Source organism: Pseudomonas sp. FP2294, assembly GCF_030687625.1.
Classification (GTDB): Bacteria; Pseudomonadota; Gammaproteobacteria; order Pseudomonadales; family Pseudomonadaceae; genus Aquipseudomonas; species Aquipseudomonas shahriarae.
Window position 1 is genome coordinate 2,132,173 of record NZ_CP117441.1, and the last position, 26,113, is coordinate 2,158,285.

General features: G+C 62.1%; 16 protein-coding genes and 1 riboswitch. Of the genes, 6 read left to right on the forward strand and 10 right to left on the reverse strand.

What is annotated here, in order from left to right:
• Window positions 1-27: 27 nt before the first annotated feature.
• Both PSH73_RS09440 and pvdM read right to left on the reverse strand, forming a co-directional pair.
• Complete coding sequence (locus tag PSH73_RS09440; RefSeq protein WP_305462331.1) at window positions 28-1,299, reverse strand: aminotransferase class V-fold PLP-dependent enzyme; 1,272 nt, start codon at window positions 1,297-1,299, stop codon at window positions 28-30.
• Window positions 1,296-2,657, reverse strand: a complete 1,362-nt coding sequence (pvdM, locus tag PSH73_RS09445) for a pyoverdine-tailoring dipeptidase-like protein PvdM (RefSeq protein ID WP_115127934.1) — start codon at window positions 2,655-2,657, stop codon at window positions 1,296-1,298. Before pvdM ends, PSH73_RS09440 begins: the two co-directional genes overlap by 4 nt.
• A gap of 263 nt (window positions 2,658-2,920) precedes the next feature.
• Between pvdM and PSH73_RS09450 the strand changes: the two genes are divergently transcribed.
• A complete protein-coding gene (locus PSH73_RS09450) occupies window positions 2,921-4,549 on the forward strand; it encodes a PvdJ/PvdD/PvdP-like protein (protein WP_120732510.1) in 1,629 nt (542 codons plus the stop codon).
• Window positions 4,550-4,620: 71 nt separating this feature from the next.
• On the opposite strand, the gene PSH73_RS09455 is transcribed toward PSH73_RS09450, so the two are convergent.
• From PSH73_RS09455 to PSH73_RS09465, 3 genes are read right to left on the reverse strand one after another with little or no spacing between them, the layout of a single operon-like run.
• Window positions 4,621-6,027, reverse strand: a complete 1,407-nt coding sequence (locus PSH73_RS09455) for an efflux transporter outer membrane subunit (protein ID WP_305462333.1) — start codon at window positions 6,025-6,027, stop codon at window positions 4,621-4,623.
• A 7-nt stretch (window positions 6,028-6,034) separates the two neighbouring features.
• Window positions 6,035-8,002, reverse strand: coding sequence for a MacB family efflux pump subunit (locus tag PSH73_RS09460; RefSeq protein WP_198792332.1), 1,968 nt, complete (start codon window positions 8,000-8,002; stop codon window positions 6,035-6,037).
• Window positions 8,003-9,175, reverse strand: coding sequence for an efflux RND transporter periplasmic adaptor subunit (locus tag PSH73_RS09465; RefSeq protein WP_057959179.1), 1,173 nt, complete (start codon window positions 9,173-9,175; stop codon window positions 8,003-8,005).
• Between the two features lie 386 nt (window positions 9,176-9,561).
• On the opposite strand from PSH73_RS09465, the gene PSH73_RS09470 reads away from it, so the two are divergent.
• From PSH73_RS09470 to PSH73_RS09490, 5 genes are all read left to right on the forward strand, one after another.
• Window positions 9,562-10,899 (forward strand): lysine N(6)-hydroxylase/L-ornithine N(5)-oxygenase family protein, encoded by a 1,338-nt coding sequence (locus tag PSH73_RS09470; RefSeq protein ID WP_057439138.1) that lies wholly within the window; start codon window positions 9,562-9,564, stop codon window positions 10,897-10,899.
• Window positions 10,900-11,222: 323 nt separating this feature from the next.
• On the forward strand, window positions 11,223-11,939 hold the full coding sequence (locus tag PSH73_RS09475; protein ID WP_057444753.1) for an MgtC/SapB family protein: 717 nt from the start codon (window positions 11,223-11,225) through the stop codon (window positions 11,937-11,939).
• Window positions 11,940-12,266: 327 nt separating this feature from the next.
• Window positions 12,267-12,893 carry a response regulator transcription factor gene (locus PSH73_RS09480; RefSeq protein ID WP_057439085.1) on the forward strand — a complete coding sequence of 209 codons (627 nt, stop codon included), beginning with the start codon at window positions 12,267-12,269 and terminating at the stop codon, window positions 12,891-12,893.
• A 1-nt stretch (window position 12,894) separates the two neighbouring features.
• Window positions 12,895-16,533 (forward strand): transporter substrate-binding domain-containing protein, encoded by a 3,639-nt coding sequence (locus tag PSH73_RS09485; protein WP_057959181.1) that lies wholly within the window; start codon window positions 12,895-12,897, stop codon window positions 16,531-16,533.
• 134 nt (window positions 16,534-16,667) lie between these two features.
• Complete coding sequence (locus PSH73_RS09490) at window positions 16,668-17,102, forward strand: hypothetical protein (RefSeq protein WP_057959182.1); 435 nt, start codon at window positions 16,668-16,670, stop codon at window positions 17,100-17,102.
• Between the two features lies 1 nt (window position 17,103).
• Here PSH73_RS09490 and dkgB read toward each other — a convergent pair whose 3' ends face one another.
• The 5 genes from dkgB to PSH73_RS09515 form a co-directional block, all read right to left on the reverse strand.
• Window positions 17,104-17,907 carry a 2,5-didehydrogluconate reductase DkgB gene (dkgB, locus tag PSH73_RS09495; protein ID WP_120732522.1) on the reverse strand — a complete coding sequence of 268 codons (804 nt, stop codon included), beginning with the start codon at window positions 17,905-17,907 and terminating at the stop codon, window positions 17,104-17,106.
• A gap of 114 nt (window positions 17,908-18,021) precedes the next feature.
• A complete protein-coding gene (locus PSH73_RS09500; protein WP_120732524.1) occupies window positions 18,022-18,936 on the reverse strand; it encodes an ABC transporter substrate-binding protein in 915 nt (304 codons plus the stop codon).
• Window positions 18,933-19,292 carry a ferredoxin gene (locus tag PSH73_RS09505; RefSeq protein WP_057959185.1) on the reverse strand — a complete coding sequence of 120 codons (360 nt, stop codon included), beginning with the start codon at window positions 19,290-19,292 and terminating at the stop codon, window positions 18,933-18,935. The genes PSH73_RS09500 and PSH73_RS09505 overlap by 4 nt, the downstream gene beginning before the upstream one ends.
• Window positions 19,292-21,232: a TonB-dependent siderophore receptor gene (locus tag PSH73_RS09510; protein ID WP_120732526.1), complete on the reverse strand. Its 1,941-nt coding sequence runs from the start codon at window positions 21,230-21,232 to the stop codon at window positions 19,292-19,294. Before PSH73_RS09510 ends, PSH73_RS09505 begins: the two co-directional genes overlap by 1 nt.
• 90 nt (window positions 21,233-21,322) lie before the next feature.
• A riboswitch (cobalamin riboswitch) is annotated at window positions 21,323-21,528 on the reverse strand.
• A 66-nt stretch (window positions 21,529-21,594) separates the two neighbouring features.
• Window positions 21,595-25,875, reverse strand: coding sequence for a hypothetical protein (locus PSH73_RS09515; RefSeq protein WP_305462340.1), 4,281 nt, complete (start codon window positions 25,873-25,875; stop codon window positions 21,595-21,597).
• Between the last annotated feature and the right edge of the window lie 238 nt (window positions 25,876-26,113).

Sequence of the window (26,113 nt, forward strand, 5' to 3'; positions counted from 1 at the left end):
TCGTCTCGTGGGCAAGAAAAAAGGGTGTCAGAGGGCTTTGTCGAGCAGGACCAGGAAGCGGTCGACTTCATCTTCGGTATTGAGCAAGCCGGGTGCGGTGCGCACCACCGGGCCGACGTCGCGGTTCACTGCGTCGCTGACCACACGGTTGCGCATCAGGTAGGCGGCCACCTTGTCACTGTCCTGGCCCTTGACCCGAAAGAAGCTGAAGCCGGCTGAGAGCTGCGGGTTGGACGGGGTGACCAGCTCGATGTTCGGTCGCGCTTGCAGGCGGTCCTTGAGGTAGGTGTTGAGGCTGTGGATACGCTGCTGAACCTGGGCCTTGCCCAGTTGCAGGTGCAGCTTGAAGGCCTCGTCCAGCGCCCAGCGGTGTTCATAGGCGTGATAGCCACCGGGGGAGAACGAGGTGGCGAAATCACTGTCTTCGGAGAAGGTCGGCACGCAGGGGGTGAGGGTGGTCACCTGCTCTGACGCGGCGCATACCAGGCCGGTGCCGCGTGGGCCGAACATCCATTTATGGGTGCCGGCGATAAAGAAATCGCAGTGCATGTCGGGGAAGGCCAGGTCTTCGACGCCAAAGCCATGCACGCCATCGACCACGTAGAGAATGCGGTCTTTTTCTTCGCGCCCCTGGTTATGGCGTTTGACCAGTTGGCCGATTTCGCCGATCGGCAGCTTCACGCCGCTGCCCGATTGCACCCAGGTCATACCCAGCACCCGAGTGTTGGGGCGGATATTGCGCTCGATGGCCGCCAGCACTTCATCGATCGACACTTGATTGGCGTTGGCGAACAGCTTGATCTTGCGCACCTGAGTGCCGTCGCGCCGGGTGCGGAACCCCAGGATGCTGTCGGTGGAAAAATGCTCGTGCTCGGTGGTGAGGATCTCCTGGTCGGGCCGCACATGGATACCGCCGTAGATCATCGCCAAGCCCTCGGTGGTGCTGCCGGTGAGGGCGATCTGGCCGGGTTTGGCTTGCAGGTAACGACCTGCCCATTCGCGCACCTGGCGTTCGCGTTTCCAGGGTTCCTGCAGGTCCCAGTCCATGGTCAGGCCGGGGTTGCGGTCAATGGCGGCGCGGTGCCGTTCGATGGCCTCGCGCACGGGCCTTGGGTGTGAGGTGATCAGGAAGTTGGAGAAGTGGATGTAGCTTGGGTCCTGGTCGAACAGGTGGCGCAGGCCCGTCCATTTGTCTGCGGGTGCCTGGATGGGGGCTGCCTGGGCCTCAAGGCCGGCCCCCAACGGCAGGCTGGCGGCGAGGATGCCGGCCTGCTTGAGAAAGGTACGGCGGTTGGTCATGGCGTCGGCTCGCTTGGCAAGACGCCAGGTTTGGCGGATTTTTGCGTCTGCTCCCACACCCGCAGGAAATTGCCGCCCCACAGCTTGGCGATATCGGCTTCGGAGTAACCGCGGGTGATCAGTTCGGCGGTCACGTTGCGTACTTCGCTGACATCGTTCCAGCCTTTGACGCCGCCGCCTTCGTTGAAGTCCGAGGCAATGCCGACGTGGTCGATGCCGATTTTGCGCACGGTGTAGTCGATGGCGTCCCCCAGGTCCTTGAGGCTGGCCTTGGGTTCCTCTTCGAGAATGGCGTAGAGCTCGCTGGCGTATTCACCGAACTTCTGTTCTGGCCAGGCGGCGATGATCGGATCCCCCGGCATCAATGCCATCGCCAGGTTGGGCAGTGGCGGTAGGTCGAAACGCGCGCGCAGTGCGTTGAGCTTGTCCTGGATCGGCTGGCTCAACGGTCGCAGGTAACCGCCGAAGGCCACCACTTGCACCACGCCGCCGCTGTTTTTGATCAGTTGCAGTTCTTTGTCGCTGAGGTTGCGTGGGATATCCACCGATGCGCGGGGCGCAGAGTGGGAAGCGACCATGGGGGTGCGGCTAAGCTGGGCGACTTGCTCGAGGGCGGTGGTCGACATTTGCGATACGTCGATGATCACGCCCAGGTCGTTCAGGCGCTGTACGGCTTGCTTGCCGATATCCGAAAGGCCGCCGAGGGCGTCCGGTGAATCGTTGAAAAACGGCAGTGGGCGCGAAGAGTCCGACCAGCTGTTGTTGCCGATGTAGCTGAAGCCGAACATGCGCATGCCGCGTGCGGTCCACATGTCCAGCAGGTTCAGGTCATTGCCCAGCGGGTAGGCGTTGAGCATGCTGATAAAAATCGCAAACTTGCCTTCGCCATGCAGGCGGCGAAAATCGGCGGGGGTATAGGCAATGCCGACCTGGTTGGGAAAGTCGCGGACCATACCGGCGATGATCTTGTAGCGCACCTCTTGCTGATGCCGGGCCTCGTCGACAAAGCCTGCAGTCGGTTTGTGGGGCGCGTTGGCGCCGTTCCACAGTTCGGGCCAGCCGAAAATCGTCAGCGCCGCCCCCGACAGGCGTCCGCGACTGGCCTTGGCCAGGTCGAACTGGCCGCTGCCGTCCTTGTCCGCTTCATGGCCTGCGGTGCCGAAGTCCAGGGGCACGGTGATATGGCTGTCGAACGAGATCAACCGATCTTGCAGTTCATTGGCTTGCTTGATCACTTCCAGCGGGTAGCCGGCATTGCCGCGAAACCAGTGATCCCAGGCAAAGCCTGCGCCGGCAGCAATGGCCAGGGCCAAGGGCAGGCCGATGTATAGAGCCTTTTTCGAACGTGGTTTTGTCATTGCCATCTCAGTCGGTTCGCCTTTGAGGTGCAGGCGCAAGGGGCCTTTGCTATCTGGGAAGAACGAGTGATGGGCAGGGAAATTTAAGCGCGCCAACGATCACCTGCAGGAGCCGGCTTGCCGGCGATAGCGGTGGGTCAGGCAGTGATGCATCGACAGGAAGACCGCCATCGCCGGGCAGCCGGCGCCTACAGTAAATTTGCCACCCGGCTAAACGTTCTAGCTTGGATAAAGCCTGCTCCAAGGCTGACACAGGTAGGAACATGACGATTTCTCGACGAGGGTTTATCGCAGGCCTGGCGCTGACCGGCGCCGCCGTACCTGCGGCCTTTTATGCCCATCGTGAGTTGACGCGTGAGGAATTCCCCATCACGCCCGAAGAGGCCACGGTGGACCTGGCGGACACCGCCGGCCAGCAATTGGCGGACAGCCTGCGGGGTGTCTGGAGCCTGCGCCTGGAAGGGGCTGATGCCGGGCTGCAAGGCTTGCCCCTCGACGGCCTGGAACTGTTTCTTGATATTGCGCCGCGTGGCCGAGGCCTGCGTGGCTACCTGGATACGGCCGGGCAACTGCGCGCAGAGGGTGAGCCGCGCTATCAGGTGCTCGGCGACCTGGCGCCAGGCAATGCGGCGCTGCTGTACTGGCGCCTGATTGACCGCGACTCGCCAGACGGCAGGCCGGCCTATGAATTCAAGATGCGCCTGGACGAAGTCTGGGGCAGCTTCGGCAATGCCGGTAGCGGCACCCTTAGCGGGCAGGTCCTCAGCCTCGATCGCCCGCTGGCGCTGCTGGAGCGGGACAACCGTTTTGTCGCTACCAAACAGCTTTTCCCCGAAGCCCGCGAGCGTATCGGCCTGAACCCGACGCTGCTGGCGTGGTTGGTTGCGCCCGAGCACCGCCTGTTTCATCAGCTCTGGCACGCCTCGCGGGACCAGTGGCACAAGCTCCCTGAAGACAAGCGTAATGCCCTGCGCGGTATCGGCTGGCAGCCCGGGCCACGAGATAAAGAGCGCGACGCCCGTGGCCCGCGCAAGGACCGCAACGGTTCGGGGATCGACTTTTTCTTTATGCATCGGCACATGCTCGGTACTGCGCGCTCCATGCAGGACTTGCCGTCATGGCCACGTTTCCCTGGGCCGCAGCCGGCACTTGAGGCTGATCGCCGGGGTTTTGCGCGCTACTTCGACAATCACGATGGCTTTGCGCTGCCACCCACTTGGATGGCCAGCGGTGACGAGCAGTACACCCAGTGGGTCAGTGAGATCAAGGCGGCCGAGACTTATCACAGCAACTTCCAGGTGTGGGAGTCGCAATACCGTGACCCGCGTTACCTGGCCAAGTTGACTCTGGGTCAGTTCGGCTCGGAGCTTGAGTTGGGGTTGCACGATTGGTTGCATATGCGCTGGGCTTCGGTGCCGCGCGATCCTTCCAATGGTGCGCCCGTGCCATTTGCGCGAGATCCGGCGGACTTCGCGGCGCGTTGGTATGAGCCTGAGAATGACTTTTTGGGCGATCCGTTTTCCTCCCATGTGAACCCGGTGTTCTGGCATTTTCATGGTTGGATCGATGATCGGCTCGAGGACTGGTTTCGCGCCCATGAGCGCTTTCACCCGGGTGAACTGAGCCGCCTGGAGGTCAACGGTGTGCCGTGGTTTGCGCCGGGGCGCTGGGTCGAGGTGGGTGATCCGTGGCTGGGGCCGGATACCCATGGTTGCAGTACCACCCCGGGATTGCAGATGGGGCGCACCGTGGAGATGGATCCGGAAACCATGAAGCTGGCCTTGCGCATCACCTTTGGCGCTGATGATGACAAGTTACAGGACTTGTTCCGCAAGGTGCCGAAACGGCCGTGGTATGCGCGGCATTTGAAGGTCAAGGAACGGATCATTTGACCGACGCGCCATCAAGCTGAATGCACACTAAACCATGTGGGAGCTGGCAAGCCAGTTCCCACATTAGATCTTCATCGTTGAAGGTCGGGTGCCTGCCAGCCTCCACCCAGCGCCTTGTACAGCGCCACACTGGCCTCCAGCCGCGCCTGGCGCAGTTGCACGTTCAGGTCCTGGGCGGCATACAGTGTGCGCTGGGTTTCCAGCACCGTCAGCAAGTCTTCCGCGCCGGCCTCATAACGGCTTTGGGCGATGCGGAAGGCGGTCTGTGCCTGGCTCAGCTCCTCACGCTGCCACTGGCGTTGTTCGTCGAGCTGGCGAATGCTGCTCAGGGCCTTTTCCACATCGGCAAAGCCATTGATGATCGCCCTGCGATAGGTGTGCAGCAATTCATCCTGGCGTGCCGTCGCTCTGTCGCGTTCGGCGCCGAGGCGACCGTTGTTGAAGATTGGCGTGACCAGCCCACCCGCGAGGTTATAGAACGGGTTGCGCAGCATATCGGCAGTGCGATTGGCGCCGGAGCCGAGGTTGGCGGTCAGGGTGACCGTGGGCAGCATGGCGGCGCGGGCGACGATGATATCGGCCTGGGCCGCCGCCAGTTGTGCTTCGGCGCTGGCGATGTCCGGGCGACGGCTGAGCAGGTCGCTGGGTACTCCGGCGGCAATGCTGGGCCAGCGCAGTTGGTCAAAGGATTGATCGGTAAATGGCAGGGTCTGTACCGGTTGGCCGAGCAGGGCGGCCAGGCTGATCCGGGCGGCTTCGGTGCGTTGACGGACTTCTGGCAACTGCCGTTGTTGCGCGGCGACCAGGCTCTTTTGCTGCGCAAGTTCCAGCTGGGTGGCAGAGCCGGCATCATGACGGGTCTGCACCAGTTTGAGGACGCTTTGCGCATTGGCCAGGTTCAGTTCGGCGATACGCTGTTGTTCATGCAGTGCCAGCAGTTGGGTGTAGGTCGTGGCCACGCCGCTGAGCAGGGTCAACTCCACCGTGGCGCGCTCGAATTCGCTGGCGCGCACGGCCAGTTCCGCGCTGTCGCGTGCAGCACGCTTGCCGCCCCAGAAGTCGATTTCGTAGGTGGCGGTGAGGTTTGTACTGAAGTAGTCCCCTGCGTCTTTGTTGCTGTTGCTCTGCGGTGGGTTGTTGCCCGTGCCACGCAGCTGTTTCTGCCGGCTGGCGTTGAGCCCGCCGGTGAGCGCGGGCAGCAAGGGCGCGCCGGCGACCACCGCGCTGGCCTGGGCCTGGCGTACCCGGGCCATGGCGCTGGCCAGGTCGTAACTGCCAGCGCGGGCCTGTTCGATCAATTGGTCGAGTTGCGGACTGGCAAATGCCTTCCACCATTGCTGGTTGACGTGCTGGGCCTGGGCCTTGCTCGCCGTGTGCCACGCGGGCGGTGGCTGCAAACCGCTCTCCGGGCGCGGCGCCGGGCTGCTGCACGCGGCCAGCAGCAGGCTGGCGGCAACGAGGGTCAAGTGCGCTTTCATAGGGCGATCATTCACTGGTAAGGGCCGTGACCGGGTCGAGCCGGGCTGCTTTGCGGGCTGGCATAAAGCCGAAGATGACGCCGGTGACCAGCGCGCAGACGAAGGCGCCAAGGGCGGCTGGCAGCGAAAAGGCGACGGCCACGCTGCTGAGGATCAGCGCGCCGCCGACCAGCAGGGCCAGGCCGATCCCCGCCACCCCGCCGACCACCGTGAGCATCACCGCTTCGGTGAGGAACTGGCGCAGGATGTCCCGCTGCCGGGCGCCGGTGGCCATGCGGATGCCGATTTCCCGGGTGCGTTCGCGCACGGTCATCAGCATGATATTCATCACGCCAATGCCGCCCACCAGCAGCGAGATGGCGGCAATCGAGCCGAGCATCAGCGACAGGGTGTTCTGGGTGCGGGCCTCGGCCTGGATCATCGCGGCGTTGTTGGTCAGTTCGAAATCCCGCTTGCCGTTGTGCAGGCGCAGCAGCAGTTGGTCGATGGCTTTTTCCGCTTCATGCACCTTGCGTGCGTCGGCGGCGGCAATCACTACATATTCGGGGTTGTAGGTGCCAAACAGGCGGATACTCGCGGCGGAGTAGGGGATGGCGATACGGTCGTCGCTGTCCTTGTCGCCGGAGCTGGCGCCTTTTTCGGCGAGGACGCCGATCACCTGGAACGGCACGTTTTCGATGAGGATGTATTGGCCGATGGGGCTCGGCAGGTCCTTGAACAGCTTGTCGCGCACCCGTTTGCCAATCACCGCGACGGTGGCGGCGCTGCGTTCGTCGGCTTCGGTGAAGTAGCTGCCCTCGACGACCGGCCAGTTGAAGATCGCCGGGAAGTTGGTGTCGTTGCCGCCGACATAGGCCATGTGGTCGACATTGCCGAAGCGCACCCCGGCTTCCGCGCCGTTGACCGGCATGATGCGCTTGACCTGGGGCAGGGCAGCCATGGCGCTGACGTCGTTCATGGTGATAATGCCGGGCGGCGTCCGCGGGTTGGGCGCCGAGCCACTGACATAGAGGATATTGGAGCCGAAGGCGCCCATCTGCGCCATGACCTGGCGCTTGCTGCCTTCGCCCACGGCCAGCATCACCACCACCGAGGCCACGCCAATAATGATCCCCAGCAGGGTCAGCGCGGTGCGGAAACGGTTGATCCACATGACCCGCCAGGCTGCTTGTACCGCGTCCAGCAGTTCGCCTTTCCACGCGCCATTGTGCTCGGCGCCATCGGCCAGGCGTTGGCGCAGGTCCACGGCCTGCAAGGCCTTGGGGTTGGCGTCGGTGTCTGCGTGGGAGTTGGGGGTGTCGCTGATGATCAGGCCGTCGCGGATCTCGATGATGCGCTTGGCCCTGGCCGCCACTTCGCGGTCGTGGGTGATCAGGATCACCACGTGCCCCTGGCTGGCCAGTTCGTCGAGCAGGGTCATGACCTCGGCGCCGCTATGGCTGTCGAGGGCGCCGGTGGGTTCGTCGGCGAGGATGATATGCCCGCCGTTCATCAAGGCTCGGGCAATCGACACCCGTTGTTGCTGGCCTCCGGACAACTGGTGCGGGCGGTTGCCGGTGCGCCCGGCCAGGCCCAGGCGGGTGAGCAGGGCGGCGGCGCGGGCATGGCGTTCGGCGGCCGGCGTGCCGGCATAGATCGCCGGCATCTCGACGTTTTCCTGGGCCGAGCCGGACGGGATCAGGTGGTAGCCCTGGAACACAAAACCAAAGGCTTCGCGGCGCAGCCAGGCCAGTTCGTCGGTGTCCAGTTGCGCGACGTTTTCCCCGGCGAACAGGTATTGGCCGACGGTGGGGCGGTCGAGGCAGCCGAGGATATTCATCAAGGTCGACTTGCCTGAGCCGGAGGCCCCGACAATCGCCACGAATTCCCCGGCATGGATCGACAGGTCGATCCCGCGCAATACGTCGACCTGGGGCGTATCACCGCCACCGTAGGATTTGCGGATATCCCGAAGTTCGATCAGCGGCGTCAACATTCAGCCTCCGCTGCTTTCGGCGGGGCCGATCAGCAGGTGATCGCCTTCGTTGAGGCCATCGAGGATCTGGATGCGCAGGCGGTCGCTGATCCCCACCCGTACTTCACGGTCTTCGATGCTGCCGTCCTTGGCCACCACTCGCGCCAGTTGCGTGTCGGGCCGGGTGCTGCCTTGCAGGGCCGCGACGGGCGCAGTCAGCGCATCGCTGACGCGGCTGGCGACGAAAAACACCTGGGCGGTCATTTCCGCCATCAGTGCGTTATCGGCGTTATCCACATCCAGCAGCACGGTGTACAGCACCACCCGGCCGCTGCCGCTTTTGCTCGAACTGCTGGGGCTGCCGCCGCCCTGGCTGGTTTCGTTGAGGGGCTTGGGCGGCACCGGCAGGATCTGGCGCACAGTGCTGGTCCAGCGCCGGTTGCCACCGCTCAGGGTGGTGAAATACGCCTGCATGCCCGGTTTGACATGGCCGATATCGGCTTCCGAAACTTCCGCCCAGACGGTCATGGGTGACAGGTTGGCGATGCGCAAAATCAGCGGCGTCTGCTGCTGGCTGTTGAGGGTCTGGCCTTCGCGGGCATCCACGGCGACTACCGTGCCGGAAATCGGTGCATAGATGCGCGTGTAGCCCAGCTCGGCCTGATCAACCCGCAGCGTGGCCTGGGCCTGGCTGATCTGCGCCTTGAACATGTTGATGCGCGCCTGGGTGGCGTCCAGTTCGGCCTGGGCGGTCTGCACGTCTTCATCGCGGGTCGCGCCACCGGCGGCCAGGCGTTGCTGGCGCTGGTATTTCTGCTGTGCCAGGCGGTTTTGCGCGTGCTGCTCCTGCAGTTGCGCCTGCAGATTGGCGATGGAATAACGGGTGGCGTCGAGCTTGGCCTGTTGGGTGGCCGGATCGATCTCTACCAGCAGATCGCCTTGCTTGACCTGGGCGCCGGCTTCAACGTGAATCTTGCGGATCTGCCCGGACGCCTGCGCGCCGACATCCACGTAACGCCGTGGTTGCAGGGTGCCGAGGGCGGTCACGCTGCTTTCGATATCGCCCCGGCGCACTTCCAGGGTGGCGAACTGATCGCGGCCGGGCGGGATCAGTTGCCAGGCGGCGAAGGCGACCACGGGGATCAGGCAAAGTGCTGCCAGCAGCGCGCGCCGGGTGTGTCGAGGACGGTTCATGCACGGGTTCCAGCCAGGAAAGTTCGGACCGCTGCTCAAACGCCCTTGAGGGCAGAGACAGAAGCGGGAAGCTGTCAGGTAAACGAGGTATTTGCCCTGAAATTTAAGTGCTTACATACGGCGTTACAGCTGGGCGAAACGCCAGTATTCGAGCGCGTTTACCAGTCTGTTTAAAGCCACATGAGAATAATTCTAAGTTAGATGACTTCAAACTGCCATTACTGCATTGCCACAGCCGTCGCCGCCACGCCTGCCCGGACGAATCCTGCACCGGGCTTAAATTTTTTTTCATTGTCCTCGTTTCCTATCAACACATGGCCTGTTGTTCAGCAGGTCGCCCAGGCTTTCCGCCCCACTGCCACGGGGCTTATCCAGAGGACACTGGAATGACACAGGCAATTGCATCGCCCGCGGTTCACGACCTGATCGGTATTGGTTTCGGTCCTTCGAACCTGGCGCTGGCCATCGCCCTGCAAGAGCGCGAGAAAGCCCAGGGCAAGCTCGATGTGCTGTTTCTCGACAAGCAGGCCGACTACCGCTGGCACGGCAATACCCTGGTGAGCCAGAGCGAACTGCAGATTTCCTTCCTCAAGGACCTGGTGACCCTGCGCAACCCCACCAGCCCTTATTCCTTCGTCAACTACCTCAAGGTCCATGGGCGTCTGGTGGACTTCATCAACCTGGGCACGTTCTACCCGTGCCGCATGGAGTACAACGACTACCTGCGCTGGGTCGCCGGGCAATTTACCGCGCAGAGCCGCTATGGCGAGGAAGTGCTGGCCATCGAGCCGATCCTGCATCAGCAGCAGGTCGAGGCGCTGCGGGTGATCTCCCGTGATGCCCAGGGCGAGCAACTGGTACGCACCGCGCGCTCGGTGGTGGTCAGCGCCGGTGGTACGCCACGGATTCCCGAGGCGTTCAAGGCGCTCAAGGACGATGGGCGGGTGTTCCACCATTCCCAGTACCTGGCGCGCATGGCCCAGCAGCCGTGTGTCGAGGGCAAGCCGATGCGCATTGCAATCATCGGTGGCGGGCAGAGCGCGGCCGAGGCGTTTATTGATCTGAATGACAGCTTCCCCTCGGTGCAGGTGGATATCATCCTGCGCGGTTCGGCCCTCAAGCCTGCCGACGACAGCCCGTTCGTCAATGAAGTGTTCTCCCCGGAGTTCACCGACCTGGTGTTCCAGCAGCCCAGCAGCGAGCGCGAGCGCCTGGTCAACGAGTACCACAACACCAACTATTCGGTGGTGGACCTGGACCTGATCGAGCGCATCTACGGGATTTTCTACCGCCAGAAAGTCTCCGGCATCGCCCGTCACGCCTTCCGCACCCTGACCACCGTGGAAAAAGCCAGCGCCGGGCCCCTGGGCATCGAGTTGCTGGTGCGCCATAACGCCACCGGTGAGACGGTGCTCAATCACTACGATGCGGTGGTCCTGGCCACCGGCTATGAGCGCCAGATGCATCGCCAGTTGCTGGCGCCGCTCGAGGCCTATATGGGTGACTTTGAAGTGAACCGCGACTACCGCGTGGTCACCGACGAGCGTTGCAAGGCGGGTATCTACATGCAGGGCTTCAGCCAGGCCAGCCATGGTTTGAGCGATACCTTGCTGTCGATCCTGCCGATTCGCGCCGACGAGATTGCCGCGTCGCTGCATGAACATGATCGCAGCCGCGGCCAGGACCGTTCGGTGCGTGACGTGCTGCTGGCCACCGCGAGCTGATACCGGCTGCCGGTCGCTCCCGCGCCTGCGGGGGCGACCCTGGCTGAACCCTTGCTGAAGAACCCGACGATTCGCCGCGCTGTCACTTTCCTCCTGCAGACTGCAGGCGTAAGCTGCGCCGGTTTTCAACCATAGCGCAGACCTTCGTGAACAGACTTTCGAGTGACAGTTGTCGACCAGGCTTGGCCAGCTGACGCGCATCTCCATGCCGTTGCCTCGCCGATCAAGCGAGAAGCGGCCTTTCGGTAGCGAACCGTCCTGGTTCCTGCCTGATCCCCCTTTTTTCGACGCTGATTCTGCGGGCAATCAAAGGGAGATTTACCATGCAAGCCCTCAACAATATCAATCTGGATTCCTTGATCGACACCGTGGTCAGCCTCAGTGCGGCCTTTATCCTGGGTGGGCTGATCGGCTTTGAGCGCCAGTTCCGCCAGCGCACGGCGGGGCTGCGCACCAATGTGCTGGTGGCGGTGGGGGCGGCGATCTTTGTCGACATGGCCAACCGCCTGGCCGGGGCCGAAGGGGCCGTGCGGGTAGTGGCGTATGTGGTGTCCGGGATTGGCTTTCTCGGCGCCGGGGTGATCATGCGCGAGGAGGGCAACGTACGCGGGCTCAATACCGCCGCGACGCTGTGGACTTCTGCCGCCGTGGGCGCCTGCGCCGGTGCCGACCTGATCCTCGAGGCGTTCCTGGGCACCTGTTTTGTGCTGGCGGCCAACACCTTGCTGCGGCCGATCGTCAACAACATCAACCGCCAGCCCCTGGACGTGGTGTCGGCGGAGGTCACCAACATCCTCTACGTGATTGCGCGGCGCGCCCAGCAGCAGGCGGTAATGGCTTTGCTGGAGTCGGAACTGGCGCGCTGTAACTACCCGGCCAGCGATGTCGATGTGCGGCCCTTTGGCAGTGAGGAAGTGGAGATCGAGGCCACCCTGGCGGCCAACTCGGTCGATGGTGACGAACTGGATGCCCTGGTGGCGCGGATCTCCCAGTCGACCCTGGTGGTGCAAGCCTTCTGGAGTCCCAGCACCACTGATTGACAATCCCTCTCTGTTCGGCTGGAAAAGCTGCCCCCCGTCATGGGGGGCGGTTTTTTTTCGGTGATTTTGACTACGCTTTAGTGAGGATTAATCCTACATATGCGCCGGATTTTCCCTTCGGGCGAAACATCATTCCGTTGTTAATGTTGAGCCGTTGCACCTAACCAAATTCCGTTGAAACGTTCTGTGTAGACAGTACCGCTGGTCGGAACTGGTACTTCTCACAGGTACAGGGGTTTCGTGTGATGTGTAAGGGTATTGGCGCCCTGAAATGAGTGGTCGCCAATGAAGCAACTAAACAGTCGTGGTGTTCTGCCAGGGAGTCGCATGAGCAAAGCGCTAATTGTGGATGATCATCCGTTCATTCGTGCAACCGTCAAGTACCTGTTGCGCCAGGAGGGCTTCGAGAAGATTTTCGAGGCTGCCAATGGTGCCGATGCATTACAGATTGCCAGGGAGGAACGGCCAGACCTGGTCATTCTCGACCTGGCCATGCCCAAGCTGGGCGGGCTGGAAGTGATCAGCCGGATCAAGGCCTTGGGCCTGCCCTGCAAGATACTGGTCCTGACCTCCTATCTGGCGGTGTTTTTTTCGACGCGTTGCATGCGGGCCGGGGCGATGGGGTTTGTCGCGAAAACCGGCGAGCTGGATGAGCTACAAAAAGCCATCAAGGCCGTCATGTCCAACTACAGCTGCTTCCCCAGCCTGCCCACCAGTTCCGTACGCAAGGACGACTTGCAAACCACGGAACAGCAACTGGTAGAAGCACTCTCTGACCGGGAGTTGATGGTGCTACAGAAGTTGGCCCTGGGTTTGGGCAACAATGAAATCGCCAAGGACATGCTGTTGAGTCACAAGACCATCAGTACTTATAAAACCCGGTTGAAGGAGAAACTGCGTATGTCGTCGGTGGTGCACTTATCCAAGTTCGCCCAGCGTAATCATCTGATCTGACATGTCGAGATCTCTGGGGAAATGGCTCACCGCACTCTGGCTGGTGGGTCTGGCGCTCACCGTCAGTGTGGCTCAGGGTGAGCCACACCCACTGCGTTTGCTGGGGCACTCCACCCTTGACACACTGCAAGTGAACCTGGATGAGGCCGACTGGCGCTGGCTGCGCGAGCGCCGCACATTGGTGATGGGGGTTTCCGCCCCCGATTATGTCCCCTTCGATGTGACGGGCAGCAACGGCGAACTGGAGGGGATCACCGCTGATTATGCGGCGCTGCTCGCTGAGCTACTCGGCATCCCGATCCAGGTGCAGTGTTACGAGCACCGGGATCGACTCATCGCAGCCCTTAAACGCGGCGAGGTGGACTTTGTAGGCACGGCCAATGGCTATGAGGCGGCGGACCCTCAGTTGGCACTTTCGCGCTCGTACGCCAACGACCAGCCAACCCTGGTGACGCGTATTGATGACAGTCAGGCGCTGAGTGCCGATCTCGACGGTAAACGCCTGGCCATGCTCTCCCACTACATGCAGCCCGAGGTGGTAGCGGCCTTTTATCCCAATGCCTCCTTGCAGACCTACCCGTCGACTTTCGAGGCGATTGGGGCCGTGGCCTTTAGCCAGGCGGATGTCTATCTGGGCGATGCAATCAGCACCAACTATCTGATTAACAAGAACAACCTCAACAACGTGCGGATGGCGGACTTTTCCAGCTTGGAGGTCAACCCTTTCGCGTTCGCGCTTGCCCGGGACAATATCCGGCTGCTGCATATCATCAATGCGGCACTGGCGGTGATTCCGGCCGATGAACAGATGGAGATCCTGCGCCGCTGGAGTGCCGGTAATCTGGGGATCGTTGGCCGTGAACGCCTGCGTCTGAGCGACAGTGAACAGCGCTGGCTGGACAAGCATCCAAGGGTCAGGGTGACGGCACTCGACAAGTTCCTGCCGTTGTCGTTTTTCAATGATCGAGGGCAATTCCGGGGCTTGAGTGCCGATGTCCTGGCCCAGATCAGCCTGCGTACGGGCTTGAAGTTCGATGTGGTGCGCGCAGGTTCGTTGCCCCGTCAAATCCAGCAGGTCAGCGATGGCGAGGCAGAGATGATCGCGTTCATCACACCGAGTGTGGCTCGCGAGGAAAAGGTCCGTTTTTCCCGGCCCTATTTGAGCAACCCATTCGTGCTGATCACGCGTGACGATGGCAGCACTCCGGTCACACTCGACGATATGGCGGGCAAGCGCCTGGCGGTCATTGGCAGTAGCGTGCAGCGGGAAATCATCAGCCGCGACTACCCCAACGTTCTGTTGGTGAACGTGGAGAATTCCGCGCAGGGCATGGCTTTGGTCGCCAGCGGGGGTGTCGATGCCACGGTCAACGCACTGATCATTGCGCGCTACATGATTGCCCATCAATACCGTGACCGCCTGCGCATTACCAGTACGGTAGGCTCGCAGCCGGCGCGAATCGCCTTTGGCGTGGGGCGCGGCCAATTGGAGTTGTATTCGATCCTGGACAAGGCGCTATTGAGCATCACCCCCCAGGAGATGGATGAGTTGACCAACCGCTGGCGCAGCGAGTTGTTGATCGATGACAGCTATTGGCTACGCCACCGCAACACGATTATCCAGGGCTTCTCCCTGGCCGCCGTGTTGTTGCTGATCACCCTGGGCTGGGCCATTTACCTGCGCAGCCTGATCCGCAAACGTGCCCAGGCCGAGCGCGCCCTGAGCGACCAGATGCGCTTTATGAGCGTGCTGATCGACGGTACGCCGCACCCGATCTACGTGCGTGATCGCCTGGGGCGGTTGATGGCCTGTAACAGCGCCTATCTCAATGTTTTCGGCTTCCGCCTTGAAGACGTGATCGGTAAGACCGTGATGGAGACCGATACGGGGAACCAACCCCAGGCCCAGTCCTACCATGAAGACTACTTGCGCTTGATGGAGCGCGGCGAACCGCAGATTCACGACCGGGTACTCAAGGTGCCCGGCGGCGCGACCCTGACCATTTATCACTGGATGCTGCCGTACCGCGACGGGGACGAAAGGGTCGTGGGCATGATTGCCGGCTGGGTCGATGTCAGCGAGCGCCAGCGTTTGCTGGGGCAGTTGCAGGAGGCCAAGGAGGGGGCCGACGCCGCCAACCGCGCCAAGACCACCTTCCTGGCGACCATGAGCCATGAGATCCGCACGCCGATGAATGCGGTGATCGGCATGATCGAACTGGCCTTGAAAAATGCCGAGCAAGGGCGTATCGACCATGACGCCCTGGCAGTGGCTTCCGACGCTTCGCGCGGCATGCTGGAATTGATCGGCGATATTCTCGATATCGCGCGGATTGAATCCGGCCACTTGTCCCTGACCCTGGAGCCGTCGAACCTGCGCGAGCTGCTGGTTTCGGTGGGGCGAATCTTCGAAGGGCTGGCGCGCACCAAGGGCCTGGTGTTGCAGGTGGAGCTGGACCCGCTGGTCGATCGCTACGTGTTGATTGATCCGCTGCGCTTCAAGCAAGTGGTCTCTAACCTGTTGAGCAATGCCATCAAGTTCACCGCCCAGGGCCATGTGCGCTTGAGTGCCAGTGGCTCGCCGGCAGTTGCCAATGGTTACCTGAGCCTGCGGCTGGTGATAGAGGACAGCGGCATCGGGATCAGCGTCGAGGACCAGATGCGCCTGTTCAACCCGTTTATTCAAGGGCGTAACACTGACCAGTCGGCGCGTAGTGGCTCAGGGCTTGGGTTGGTGATCAGCCGCAGCCTGTGTGAAATGATGGGGGGCCAGCTGAAATTGAGCAGCGTGCTGGGGCAGGGCACACGGGTCGAGGTCACACTGCCATTGGCGGTGGCCACCTCGGCCAGCGCACCGTCCGAACCGGTTGCTCTGGAGGCGCCGCCAGCCCATGCGTTGAATATCCTGGTGGTGGACGACTACCCCGCCAATCGTCAATTGCTGACCCGCCAACTGAGTTTCCTGGGGCACCGGATCACTACCGCCAACGATGGTGTGCAGGGCCTGGAGCGTTGGCAGACCGAGCGTTTTGACGGGGTGATCACCGACTGCAACATGCCGCTGAAAAATGGCTATGAGCTGGCCCGAGACATCCGTGCCGATGAGCGGGCCCGCGGCTTGGCCCCTTGCCTGTTGCTGGGGTTTACCGCCAATGCGCAGCCGGAGGAAACCGAGCGTTGCCTGGCGGCGGGGATGGACGGCTGCCTGTTCAAACCCACCGGGCTTGAGGACCTGCATGCCGCACTGGCTTCTCGCACGGCCATGCCTTCGGTCAATGAGCCGGTGCAGGCCGACCCGGTCAAGGCCCTCGACTTGAGCCGCTTGTTGAAGCTGACCGGCTCCGACACGGGGGCCGTCAAGGAGCTGCTGGCACAACTGCTCGACAGCCTTGCTGCAGACCGTACGCAACTTCAGGCATTGCTTGAAAAACACGACTACGCCCAGCTACATGACCTGGCCCACAGGACCAAGGGCGGGGCGCGTCTGGTCGAGGCGCAGACCTTGGTGAACCACTGCGAAGCCCTGGAAGCGGCTTGTGAACAGCGCGATCCCGAGGCACTGGTTTGTGCAGTGGCGGCTGTGCAAGAGGCCATTGATCAATTGCATCAAGCCCTGACGGATTACTGCAACCAGGCATAGAGGCAGGTCCGGCGCAGGGAATTTGGGAGAACTCCTACATGTAGAGGGAACTACGCTGATTTTTTCGTCGAAATATGTCTGGAAAAGTAGGCCGCTCCTTCCTTCCGCGAGCGATGCCTGCTCAGGGACTTGCGATGCCAACCAAAGCACTGACCATCCTGATTGCCGATGAACGGCACCTGCAACGGTTGCACATCGAAAAAATGCTCAACCAGCTGGGCTATTACCGGATCGTCCCGGTGCAGACCTTCGATGAAGTGCTGATCCTGACGGATATCCCGGCTGAGCCATTTGACGTGTTGATTATCCATGCCGGACTGGCTGCCGCCGCGGGCGGCGCATTGGCGTTCCAACAGCAACATCCGCAGGTGCGCCATGTGCTGGTGTATGACGACCAGGACCTGGGGCCGTCTGCTTGCGTGGTGCCCCTGGCCCTGGTGCGTTTGCCGGGAGCGCCCGACAGCATCACCCTGGAACACTTTATGGACATCGTCGACCCGCCGTCACCAGCCAGTGGCTTGCGGGTCTTGCCCTGGCTGCGGGAGCTGGCGCGCAACCCGGCGGTTTAGCTCAGTCCCACTGCGGCGCAATACCCTTGGGGCTGGTCAGGCGATGGCCGCGCTCGAGGCCCTCGATTTGCGCCATATCGGCTTGGCTCAACGTCAGTTGCACAGCCTTGAGGTTGCTCTGCAGGTTGGCGCGCTGGGTCGAGGACGGAATCACCGCATACCCCAGCTGCATGGCCCAGGCCAGGGCGACCTGTGCCGGTGTGGCCTGGTGGCGTGTGGCGATTGCCTGGATCACCGGGTCTTTCAGCACTTCGCCGTAGGCCAGGGTCATGTAGGACGTAATCTGGATACCGTGACGCGTGGCGAAATCCACCACCTTACGGTTTTGCAGGTAGGGGTGCAGCTCGATCTGGTGGGTGGCGATATTCTCGGCACCGACGGCGGCGATGGCTTCTTCCATCAGCGCTACGGTGAAGTTGGAGATGCCGATCTGCCGGGTCAGGCCCAGGCGCTTGGCTTCCAGCAACTGCCCCATGAACTCGGCGACGGGTACCTGGTTTTCTGGCGACGGCCAATGGATCAGGGTCAGGTCCAGGTAGTCGGTCTGGAGCTTGCGCAGGCTTTCATTGAGGCTGGGGATCAACTGGCCTTCGGCAAAATTGGCGATCCAGATCTTGCTGGTGATGAACAGTTCATCGCGGGGGATACCGCTGGCAGCGATGGCCTGGCCGACCTCGGCTTCATTGTCGTAGATCTGCGCGGTGTCGATGACCCGGTAGCCGAGATCGAGGCCGGTGCTGACGGAATCGATGACCACCTGGCCCTGCAGGCGGAAAGTGCCAAGGCCGAATGCGGGAATAGACATGTGTGACTCCTGTTGTGGCATGGACAATGGCGTTGAGTATCGGCTGCCGGCGCCAGGCGAAACACCCATGCTTGTTCAAATGACTCTTGACCAGAAGTCATGAGTGGCCCGCGCCTACAGGGTGTTGAGCTCGTGGGCCAACTCCAGCACCACTTTGCCGCTGCCGACAGTGGGCACCAGGTGCGTAAACGGGATATCGATCATGCGGTTTTCCCGCACCGCCCGCAGGCGCGACAGCACCGGGTCGCGGGTCAGCAACTGGCGTTTGCGGCTGGCAGGGGACCACACGGCGTCGGCCAGCAGGATCACATCCGGGTCGCTCATCAATAACGTCTCACTGCTGACCGTGACCCGGTACTGGTTGATCCCAGCCAATATATTGTGCGCTCCGGCAGCCGCCAGCAGGGTGGTGACGAAACCTTGCCGTCCTTCGCTGTCCAGGCCGTTGACTTCACTGTCGAGGTAAAACACCGACAGCGGCTTGGCGGGCTTGGCCAATGCCTGGGCGCTGGCCAGGTCGGCGTCCAGGGCGTCAATCAGCTCGCGGGCCCGCTGCGGTGTATGCAGCAGCTTGCCCAGGGTCAGCAGGTCATTGCGAATGTGCCCGAAGTAATCCAGGGAATGCCCGGCACACGCCGACTCCAGCAGATACGAAGCCACGCCATTACCCGCCAGCCCGGTGCGTGAAGTAATGCCGCTGCCAAAAGCCGTGGCAAAGCCGCCCACTACCAGGTCCGGCTGTTGCCCGTACAGCACCTCGCTGGCCGGGTAGCGCGGAGCAATCACCGGCACAGCGAAATATGTGCCCTGCTTATGCGCGGCGCCGTTGTCATCCAGGTACGCCACGCCCACCAGCGCCGGGCCGGCCTCCAGGGCCAGCAGCATATCGGCGGCGTGCTGGTTGAGGGCGACAATCCGCGCCGGCGGCGTATGGGGCAGGTGCCACTCCTGTTGGCAATTGCGATAACTGTCCGCCAGGGCCGAGGCGCTGCACACCAGGGCGATGGCAAATCCTCCCAAGCGTTTCATGGGCGCTCCCGGATCAATAACTCTTCGAGCACCTCGCCGCCCACCAGGTGCACATCCACCAGGCGTACGGCATCGGCCTTGCTGCGCACTCCGTACCAGCAGCGCTCCGGGTACACCGTGAGCACCGGCCCCAGGTTGCAGGGGAACTGGCAATGGGTGCGGGTCAGCAGCACGCCGCCGGGCACTTCGATGTGCTGGTGTTCCAGCAGCCGTCGGCGCAGGGTTTTCCAGAGCTGCAGGGCGCCGCGCTGGGTGCAGCGCGGGCCGGTGCACAGCAGCACATGGCGGGCATGCTCGGGGATATGGGACCAGTCGGGGTGGCTGTCCACCCCGTCGATTTGTGTGATTTCAGTCATCAGAAGCGATACGTGTAACGCACCTCCGTGGTGAACGGTCGGCCCAGGTTGTCGACATTGCTGGAGCGGCTGGTGACATAGTCGCGGTCGAACAGGTTCTCTACCAGCAGGCTCACGCGGTGTTGGTGGGCGTTGTCGAGGTAGCGGTAGGCGTCGGCGTCCACCACCGAATAGTGGCCGTATTCGACTCTTTTCGAGCTGATCACATCGTGGATATAGCGGATGGCCGCGCCGGCGCCCCACAGGCGATTCTGCGACTCGAAACCCACCCGTGAACGGGCGAAGAAGCTTGGCACATCATTGAGAGTGACGCCGGCGCGCGACTCGGTCAGGTTGCGGGTCATGTCCGCCTGCAGGCTCCACTGCTGGTTGAGCGCCAGCTTGGCGTCGGCCTCGAAGCCACGCACCTGGATCTGCCCCTGGCCGTTGACCCAGTGGCTATCGTCGAGGGTGATCAGGTCGGTGATCTTGCGCTTGAACAGGGTCACGCTGGCGCTGAACTCGCGGTCGGCCAGCAGGCCCTTGTAGTCCAGGCCCAGCTCGGCGTTGCGGCTTTTTTCCGGCTTGAGGTTACGGTTGCCGATCTCGTCGCCGGGTTCATTGACAAACAATTGCTCGGCATTCGGCAGCTTGTAGGCGCTGCCGTACTGGCCGCGCAGGGCCCAGTTGGCATTGAGGTCGTAGAGCGAGGTGAGCATGCCGACCGTGGCACTGTCGCCGCCGCTCATGGTTTCGTGGCGCAGGCCGATGCTCGGGTGCCAGTCGGGCAGGGCGTCGATCTGCGGGCGCAGTTGGCTGTACAGGGCGTGGGCTTCGGCCTTGTTGTTGTCGATGATCAGTACATCGTCCTGGCCCTTGAACCACTGGTTGTCGGAGCCGAACACCAGCACATGGCCGCCTTCAAGCTCAGCCTTGCCTTCGGCTTGCACGCCCCAGTCGGTGAACCCCCAGTAGTCATCGCGGTTACGCACCACGGTGCCACCGTCGGCGGTGTTGTTGACCCGCGAGTAACGCGTGTCCCAATCGTTGATATGGCCCTTGACGAAGTAACTCAGCCGTTCATTGAGGCGTTGCTCGAAGGTCGCCGTGGCGATCTGTTGCACGCGGTCGTTGGTGGTCTTGCGGTTGTTGGTGGCGCCGGCGAAGTCCAGGTTGGCGTCGGAGTACTGGTAGAACAGCTCCAGGCGCGAATCATCGCCCAGGGACTGGATGGCCTTGGCGCCGAAGGTGGTGACTTCGTAGGAGCGTTTCTTGTCGCTGACGTTGCTCATGTCACGGTTGCGAAACGGCTGGTAACCCTCGGACACGTTGTGGCTGACGTACGCCAGCAGGCCCAGGTCGCCCAGGCCGTTAGTGAAAATCCGCTCGGCCCGGGCATCGCCGGTGGTGCCGCCAAAGGTATCGACGCCCAGGTTGGTTTCGCCGGACACGTCACGGGTCTGCGGGCTGCGCGTGACGATATTGATCACACCCGCCACCGCCTGGGTACCGAACAACAGGCTCTGGCCGCCCTTGAGCACTTCGATGCGCTCCACGGCGTTGGCCGGCAGGGTGTCCAGGTACAGGCCGCCGTACAGGCGGTTGTTCAGGCGCACGCCATCGAGCAGGATCAGGGTGTCGTCATTGCGCCCGCCCAGCAGGGAATAGGTGCCGTAGTCGAAGGGGCCGTTTTTCGGCGCGACATAAAAGCCGGGAATAAACATCTGCATCGCCCGGGTGATATCGGCGCTGGGGCCGGCGCGTTCGATCTGTTCGCGGCTGACAATCTCGACTTTGCTGCCGTACTGGGCCATATCGGCCACGGTGGTGGATTCCACCGACGGCGCAGAGACGATCTGCTGGTTGAGCACCAGGGCTGTGTCATCGGCGAGCAGCAGCGGGCTGAACAGGCAACCCAGGAGCAGGGTCGGGCCAGAGGTAGAGGAACGTTGGAAAATCATAGTCTTCTCGAAAGTATCTTCGCAGAAGCACGCAGGAGAAGGCACCGGGCACACACCGATACCGGCCCATGCCCGCCCACCGCAGGATTATGCCAAACAGAAATTCCAGGCCGGTCTCCGGGCTCTCGCGTATCGAACCCTTCACCTTCCCATGGCGCTCTGGCCACAGTGGTGTGTCGAAGGGGTCACGCGAATACCGTTGCGGGGGCAGCACCGGACTTGCTCGAACGAGCGTACCGGTTTCCCGTTTCACCCTATGCACGGCGGCATAAGGCACCTGAAACAGGGCGGCATCTGAACATTCGCAGGCCCTTTCGTCAATCTGGCGCAGCGATTGTGCAGTGCCGCCAGTGTGCTGATGCTCAGCGGTTTGCCGCGGTGGCGCCGGTGCGGGGCGGGAAATACACGGGGTAGTAGGAGAAGAGCACATATTCGAGCGGGTTGCGGATCAGGGAAATACCCGTGCGGTCCTTGACCGTGTCCACGCTGTCGTATTGGGCGTAGGTGTCACTCACCAGTTTTGGGCCTTTCTGCGTCCCATGCATCTGGATGCCGGTCTTGAACTCGGCGGTGACCAGTTCGGGGCTTGGGGTCACGGTCACGGTGCCCACGAAGGCCTTTACCGGCTTGTTGATCAGCCGCTGGAACTCGGCGGCGAAGGAGTTCTCGGCGCCATTGCCGGAGTAGCAGACAAGCAAGCGAACGTTGTCGAACTGGCTGGGATCAATGCCTTTGGCGAGCAAGTGGGCATGCAGTTGCTCGGCGGTATGCTCAGCACCGTCATACAGGATGGTCGAGCTTTTACCGGACAGTTGTTCCCTGAAGCTGAGGTCGCGACCATGAGCGTTGATGTTGAGCCGAGGTTTGCCTTTGTATTCATCTTCAAAGCTGAACAGGTTGCCTTTGATCAGTTGCATCTTTTGCATGTTGCCCTTCATCACGATCAGGCGCCGGACCTTTTCGCCATTCGGCGCCTCGATGATGCTGTTGTGGCTGCCACTGCGCAGCGCTGCCTGGGTCACCTCCGGCGTCGGTGGGGGATCGACCGGCCTGCGTGAGGAGCGTGCTCGAGAGTGGGTCACCAGCATTGCAAAGTTGAGCAGCAAATCCGCCATGGCCGTTTCTTTGTCCGGCGTGGCGTTGTCCGCCAGCGTTTGCAGGTCGCTGAGAATGCCCTGGAACTGCAGCGCCGTGCCAATGGCAGCGCCGGGGCCGCGCAGGGCCGGCAGTACCGCGTTGAGCAACAGATAGCCGCCTTCCTTGAGCGTTGCCCAGCGGCTTTCGGCGTCGGAGACAGATTGTTGTTCGGCCATGCTGATCAGACCCTGGGCATTGGCGTCGTACAGGTGGTTCATCAATTGCCCGGTTTGTAGTTTGGCCTTCAGGGCATCGGCAGCGGCATAGCCGCCCACCGCCAGTGTGGGCGCAGCGGGAACGGTTTCTCCGTCGCCCACGCCAAACAGGCTGGTGGTCTGGGTGGAGGGCTCCTTGAAACTCCATGCCTTGTAGTAGTCGCGGGTCGCGTTGTCGGGAAACCAGGCCAGGATGTCGTTTTGCAGGCGCCCCGGTTGCTGGATGGCCTCCAGCAAGGCCTGGCGGGTGGGAAATTGCAGCAGCGGTGCGTCGGCGATCAATGGGCGGTAGAGAATATGCGGGCCGCCGCTGCTGTCCTCGGGTTCGATCAGGTACATGTTGTCGACCACCTCGGGTGTGGCGCCTGGCCCGGCAACGAACGCCAGCGGGCGGACGACGATCTCTTTGCCATCGACGGTCTGTGCACCGGGTTGCGGGTTGACGGCCGCCTGCACGTAGCGCAACCCTGTGGTATCGAACCCCGATTGTTTGTTAACCGCCAGCTCCAGGGCCTTGATCTGCAGTTCCACGGGGACTTGCTGGGCAAACAGGGACTGGCGTTGGGCTTTTTTGACGGGATCGTCCAGCAGTTCGCGTTTGAGCAGCTCGGGGTAGCTTTTACCCACGTCGACCTTCTCGATCAGTTTCTGCAGTTCGCCATCCTTTTCCAGCTCCGGAACCCGCGTGTTACCCGGTTTGAGATAAACCTCCACGTCGCGGCTGGGCAGCCCCGACAGGTTTTTCAGGAGCACATCGGTCATGCTCATGCGTTCGCGATGGAGACTGCCGCTGACCACCCCACCTGGCGAGTTGCCGCCGACGGGCACCTTGAACACCACCTCCAGGTTTTTCGCCGGGTGGCTCACCGCCTTCAGTTGATCGAAAGCCTGTTCGGCAAAGGGCCGGATATCCGGGATATCGCTGTTGTAGGTCCGCCCTTTATTGCGCTGGGTGATACTCGCCAGTTGCAGGCTCAGTTCACGCAAGACAACACGCTCGGCCTCGGTGGCGTTGCTGACCCAACTGGGCATCTTGCGTGAAGGCTGATCCAGTGTGTCCAGGTTCAGCCAGCTGGGGTCGGGAGCAAGGCTGTTATCCAGACGCTGAGTGATCACCGTCTCGGCCTGGGTCTGGAAAGCATTGCCGTCGACCTTACGCAAGGTGTTGAGAAGCCGTTGTTCAGGGGCCTGCGCTTTGAGCTGTCGCTCCCGTGCCGCGTTGAACGCCGCGTAGGAGTCATAGGGGGTGACTTTGCCGCTGGGTTCGCACAGCAGCAGAATCGTGCGCTCGCCGACATGGCGCTGAATCAGCAGGTTGGCTGAAGTGGACTCTATCGCGCCCTGGTTGGGCTCTGAAATGCTGCCGAGGTTGAATACCGTCACCTCGGCACTGTCGTTGGAGCTTGGGCGCGTCGATCCGTTGGGGTAGCGCACCACCAGGTCCAGGGTTTCGCGCTGCAGATCGTCCAGGCCCGGCTGCTTGAGTAGGGCCAGTCGCAGGTTGTCCCGTAACAGGTTACTGATCAGTGTCCGGCGACTGCCGGCAAACGGGCTGAGGCTTGCACGGGTGGGGGCGCCGAAGGCGGGCTGGTCCCAATAGTTGGATACGTCGGTTGTCAACGCCTGCGCCAGTTGGCCTGGCAGCGCACGGAATGCGCTTTGGATCGCGCCCATGTCAACGGCGAGTGGGGTGTCCGGGGTGTTGCCGGTATGGGTCAGGACGTCTGGGCGGGTGTCGACCAGTTTGCTGTTGGCGGGCAAGTCGGGGACCGCACCGTCTACCAGGTATTCCAGGGCCAGCGTCGTCAGCGGCTTGCGTTTGAACTGACCCGGGTTGTCCGGGTCGGGCTGGGCCAAGTCGACCTGATTGATGTCGAAGTCCAGCCCGGGTGATGCACTCTTTATGGCGTCCGTCAGCAGCCGTCCCACGACCGCTTGCAAACCGGGCTCGCCGGCAAACTGCTGTCTGGCAATCTCGGCGGTCGGGGAGCGGCGGGGAGGGATGGTGATGGGTTTATCGGCGGCAGCTTGCTGATCGAGTTGTTGTTTGACGGCCAGTTGGTTTTGCTTGACCTCCCGTGATCGCGGGTCGTGCGCAGCGTTGGTCAACGCGCTGAAGCCGTTGCGATTGAGGGCCGAGCTCTGCTTGAGCACGCCTTGCAGGCTGGGATCCGCTGGCGGCTCGCCATAGAAACTCAGAACCTGGCCCAGGCTTGCGGTTTCAACGTTGAAGCACGGTACGAGCGCCCCGGTTCCGGCACTCAGTTTTTTCGCCAGCGCCACTATGGCCGGGGCCACCTGCGCCCAGCCTGACGAGTCATCGTGCGTGAACATCTTGGGCGGCGCATCGGAGCCTTTGGGGCTGCGGACCAGCAGGTTGCCGGTGGTCGGGTCCACCCTGAGGTTGGCAACGACCAGGTTGTTTTTTTCGACGAAATCCAAAAAAGCCTCACTGGAGAGGGCTTCGTTAAATGCCTTGAATGTTTGGGCCAGTGTCGAAAGGGGCGGCAGTTCCAGAAACAGGCGCCTGGCAGGGGGCAGGGCAGCAGCGGGGCGCGTTTCTTTGCGCAGCGTCAGCAGGGCTGTCGCGGTGTTCTGCGCCAACTCCCGGTCAGCCTCATCAACCTGCGCGGACGGCGTTTGCTCAAGAGGCACTGAGGCGGGTTCTTTGGCGAGGACCTCTGCGGTTTGGCGTTGCTGTTCGACGATATGTGCAGCTTGCAGGCTATTGGTGTTTGCCGGCAGGAGGGAGGGAAACGATTGCTGGGTCAGCAACTGCTCGATTGAGGCTGACCGCTGGCTTTTGGTGCTGTAGGCGTCATGGCCGTAGAAGTCGCCGATCAGCGCCAGCGGAGCACTGTGTTCCCCGGTATGCACGAAGGAGTGCTCAGCGCTGGGTTCCAGTGCTCTTGCCGCAGCGGCAACGTCTGCGGATGCCGCTTCCCACCCGGGGGTGTATTTCGAGAAGTGGCCAGACGCACCGCGAATTTCGAAGTCCAGCGACGCTGAACTGGGGGTCCAGGTAAAGTTTTGCGTATTGATGGTGTTGTTTTTGGCAAACGTTGCAAAAGGCTCTGCTTTCAAGGCGTCGTTGAATTTTTTCCAGGCCCTGCCGAATGTGGAGTAGGGCGGGATGTTGTTAACGGTCATTTTGCTCGGGTCGAAGTCTGCAGCAGGCTCGTTGGATGTCTCGTGAAAGGCCAGGGTCAGGGCGTACTGTTTCGCCAGTTCGCGGTCACTGTCTTGCACAAGTTGCCGGGCATTCTCCAGTTCGTGGGCAGTCACATCCACGGCGTCGCGCCGGGATCGACTTGACGAGTGGGCTGCGCCCGATTCCGGCGGGGGTTCTGCGAAGGAGCGTGTGGCATTGGAAAAACTAGGTAGGCGTGATTCGATAGAATTCATGGACACGTCCTTGGAAAGAAGGGGGGAGATGATTCTTTGAACGCAGTGATTCAGCGGCCAGGGCAATGACTGGGTGATGAGCGACGAGCATCAGTTCCGCTGCAGGTTGTAAGCGCCTTCAAGC

Bases quoted from the DNA above. Each gene is read 5' to 3' on its own strand.
- PSH73_RS09440 (WP_305462331.1), bottom strand. From the start codon at position 1,299: ATGACCAACCGCCGTACCTTTCTCAAGCAGGCCGGCATCCTCGCCGCC.
- pvdM (WP_115127934.1), bottom strand. From the start codon at position 2,657: ATGACAAAACCACGTTCGAAAAAGGCTCTATACATCGGCCTGCCCTTG.
- PSH73_RS09450 (WP_120732510.1), top strand. From the start codon at position 2,921: ATGACGATTTCTCGACGAGGGTTTATCGCAGGCCTGGCGCTGACCGGC.
- PSH73_RS09455 (WP_305462333.1), bottom strand. From the start codon at position 6,027: ATGAAAGCGCACTTGACCCTCGTTGCCGCCAGCCTGCTGCTGGCCGCG.
- PSH73_RS09460 (WP_198792332.1), bottom strand. From the start codon at position 8,002: ATGTTGACGCCGCTGATCGAACTTCGGGATATCCGCAAATCCTACGGT.
- PSH73_RS09465 (WP_057959179.1), bottom strand. From the start codon at position 9,175: ATGAACCGTCCTCGACACACCCGGCGCGCGCTGCTGGCAGCACTTTGC.
- PSH73_RS09470 (WP_057439138.1), top strand. From the start codon at position 9,562: ATGACACAGGCAATTGCATCGCCCGCGGTTCACGACCTGATCGGTATT.
- PSH73_RS09475 (WP_057444753.1), top strand. From the start codon at position 11,223: ATGCAAGCCCTCAACAATATCAATCTGGATTCCTTGATCGACACCGTG.
- PSH73_RS09480 (WP_057439085.1), top strand. From the start codon at position 12,267: ATGAGCAAAGCGCTAATTGTGGATGATCATCCGTTCATTCGTGCAACC.
- PSH73_RS09485 (WP_057959181.1), top strand. From the start codon at position 12,895: ATGTCGAGATCTCTGGGGAAATGGCTCACCGCACTCTGGCTGGTGGGT.
- PSH73_RS09490 (WP_057959182.1), top strand. From the start codon at position 16,668: ATGCCAACCAAAGCACTGACCATCCTGATTGCCGATGAACGGCACCTG.
- dkgB (WP_120732522.1), bottom strand. From the start codon at position 17,907: ATGTCTATTCCCGCATTCGGCCTTGGCACTTTCCGCCTGCAGGGCCAG.
- PSH73_RS09500 (WP_120732524.1), bottom strand. From the start codon at position 18,936: ATGAAACGCTTGGGAGGATTTGCCATCGCCCTGGTGTGCAGCGCCTCG.
- PSH73_RS09505 (WP_057959185.1), bottom strand. From the start codon at position 19,292: ATGACTGAAATCACACAAATCGACGGGGTGGACAGCCACCCCGACTGG.
- PSH73_RS09510 (WP_120732526.1), bottom strand. From the start codon at position 21,232: ATGATTTTCCAACGTTCCTCTACCTCTGGCCCGACCCTGCTCCTGGGT.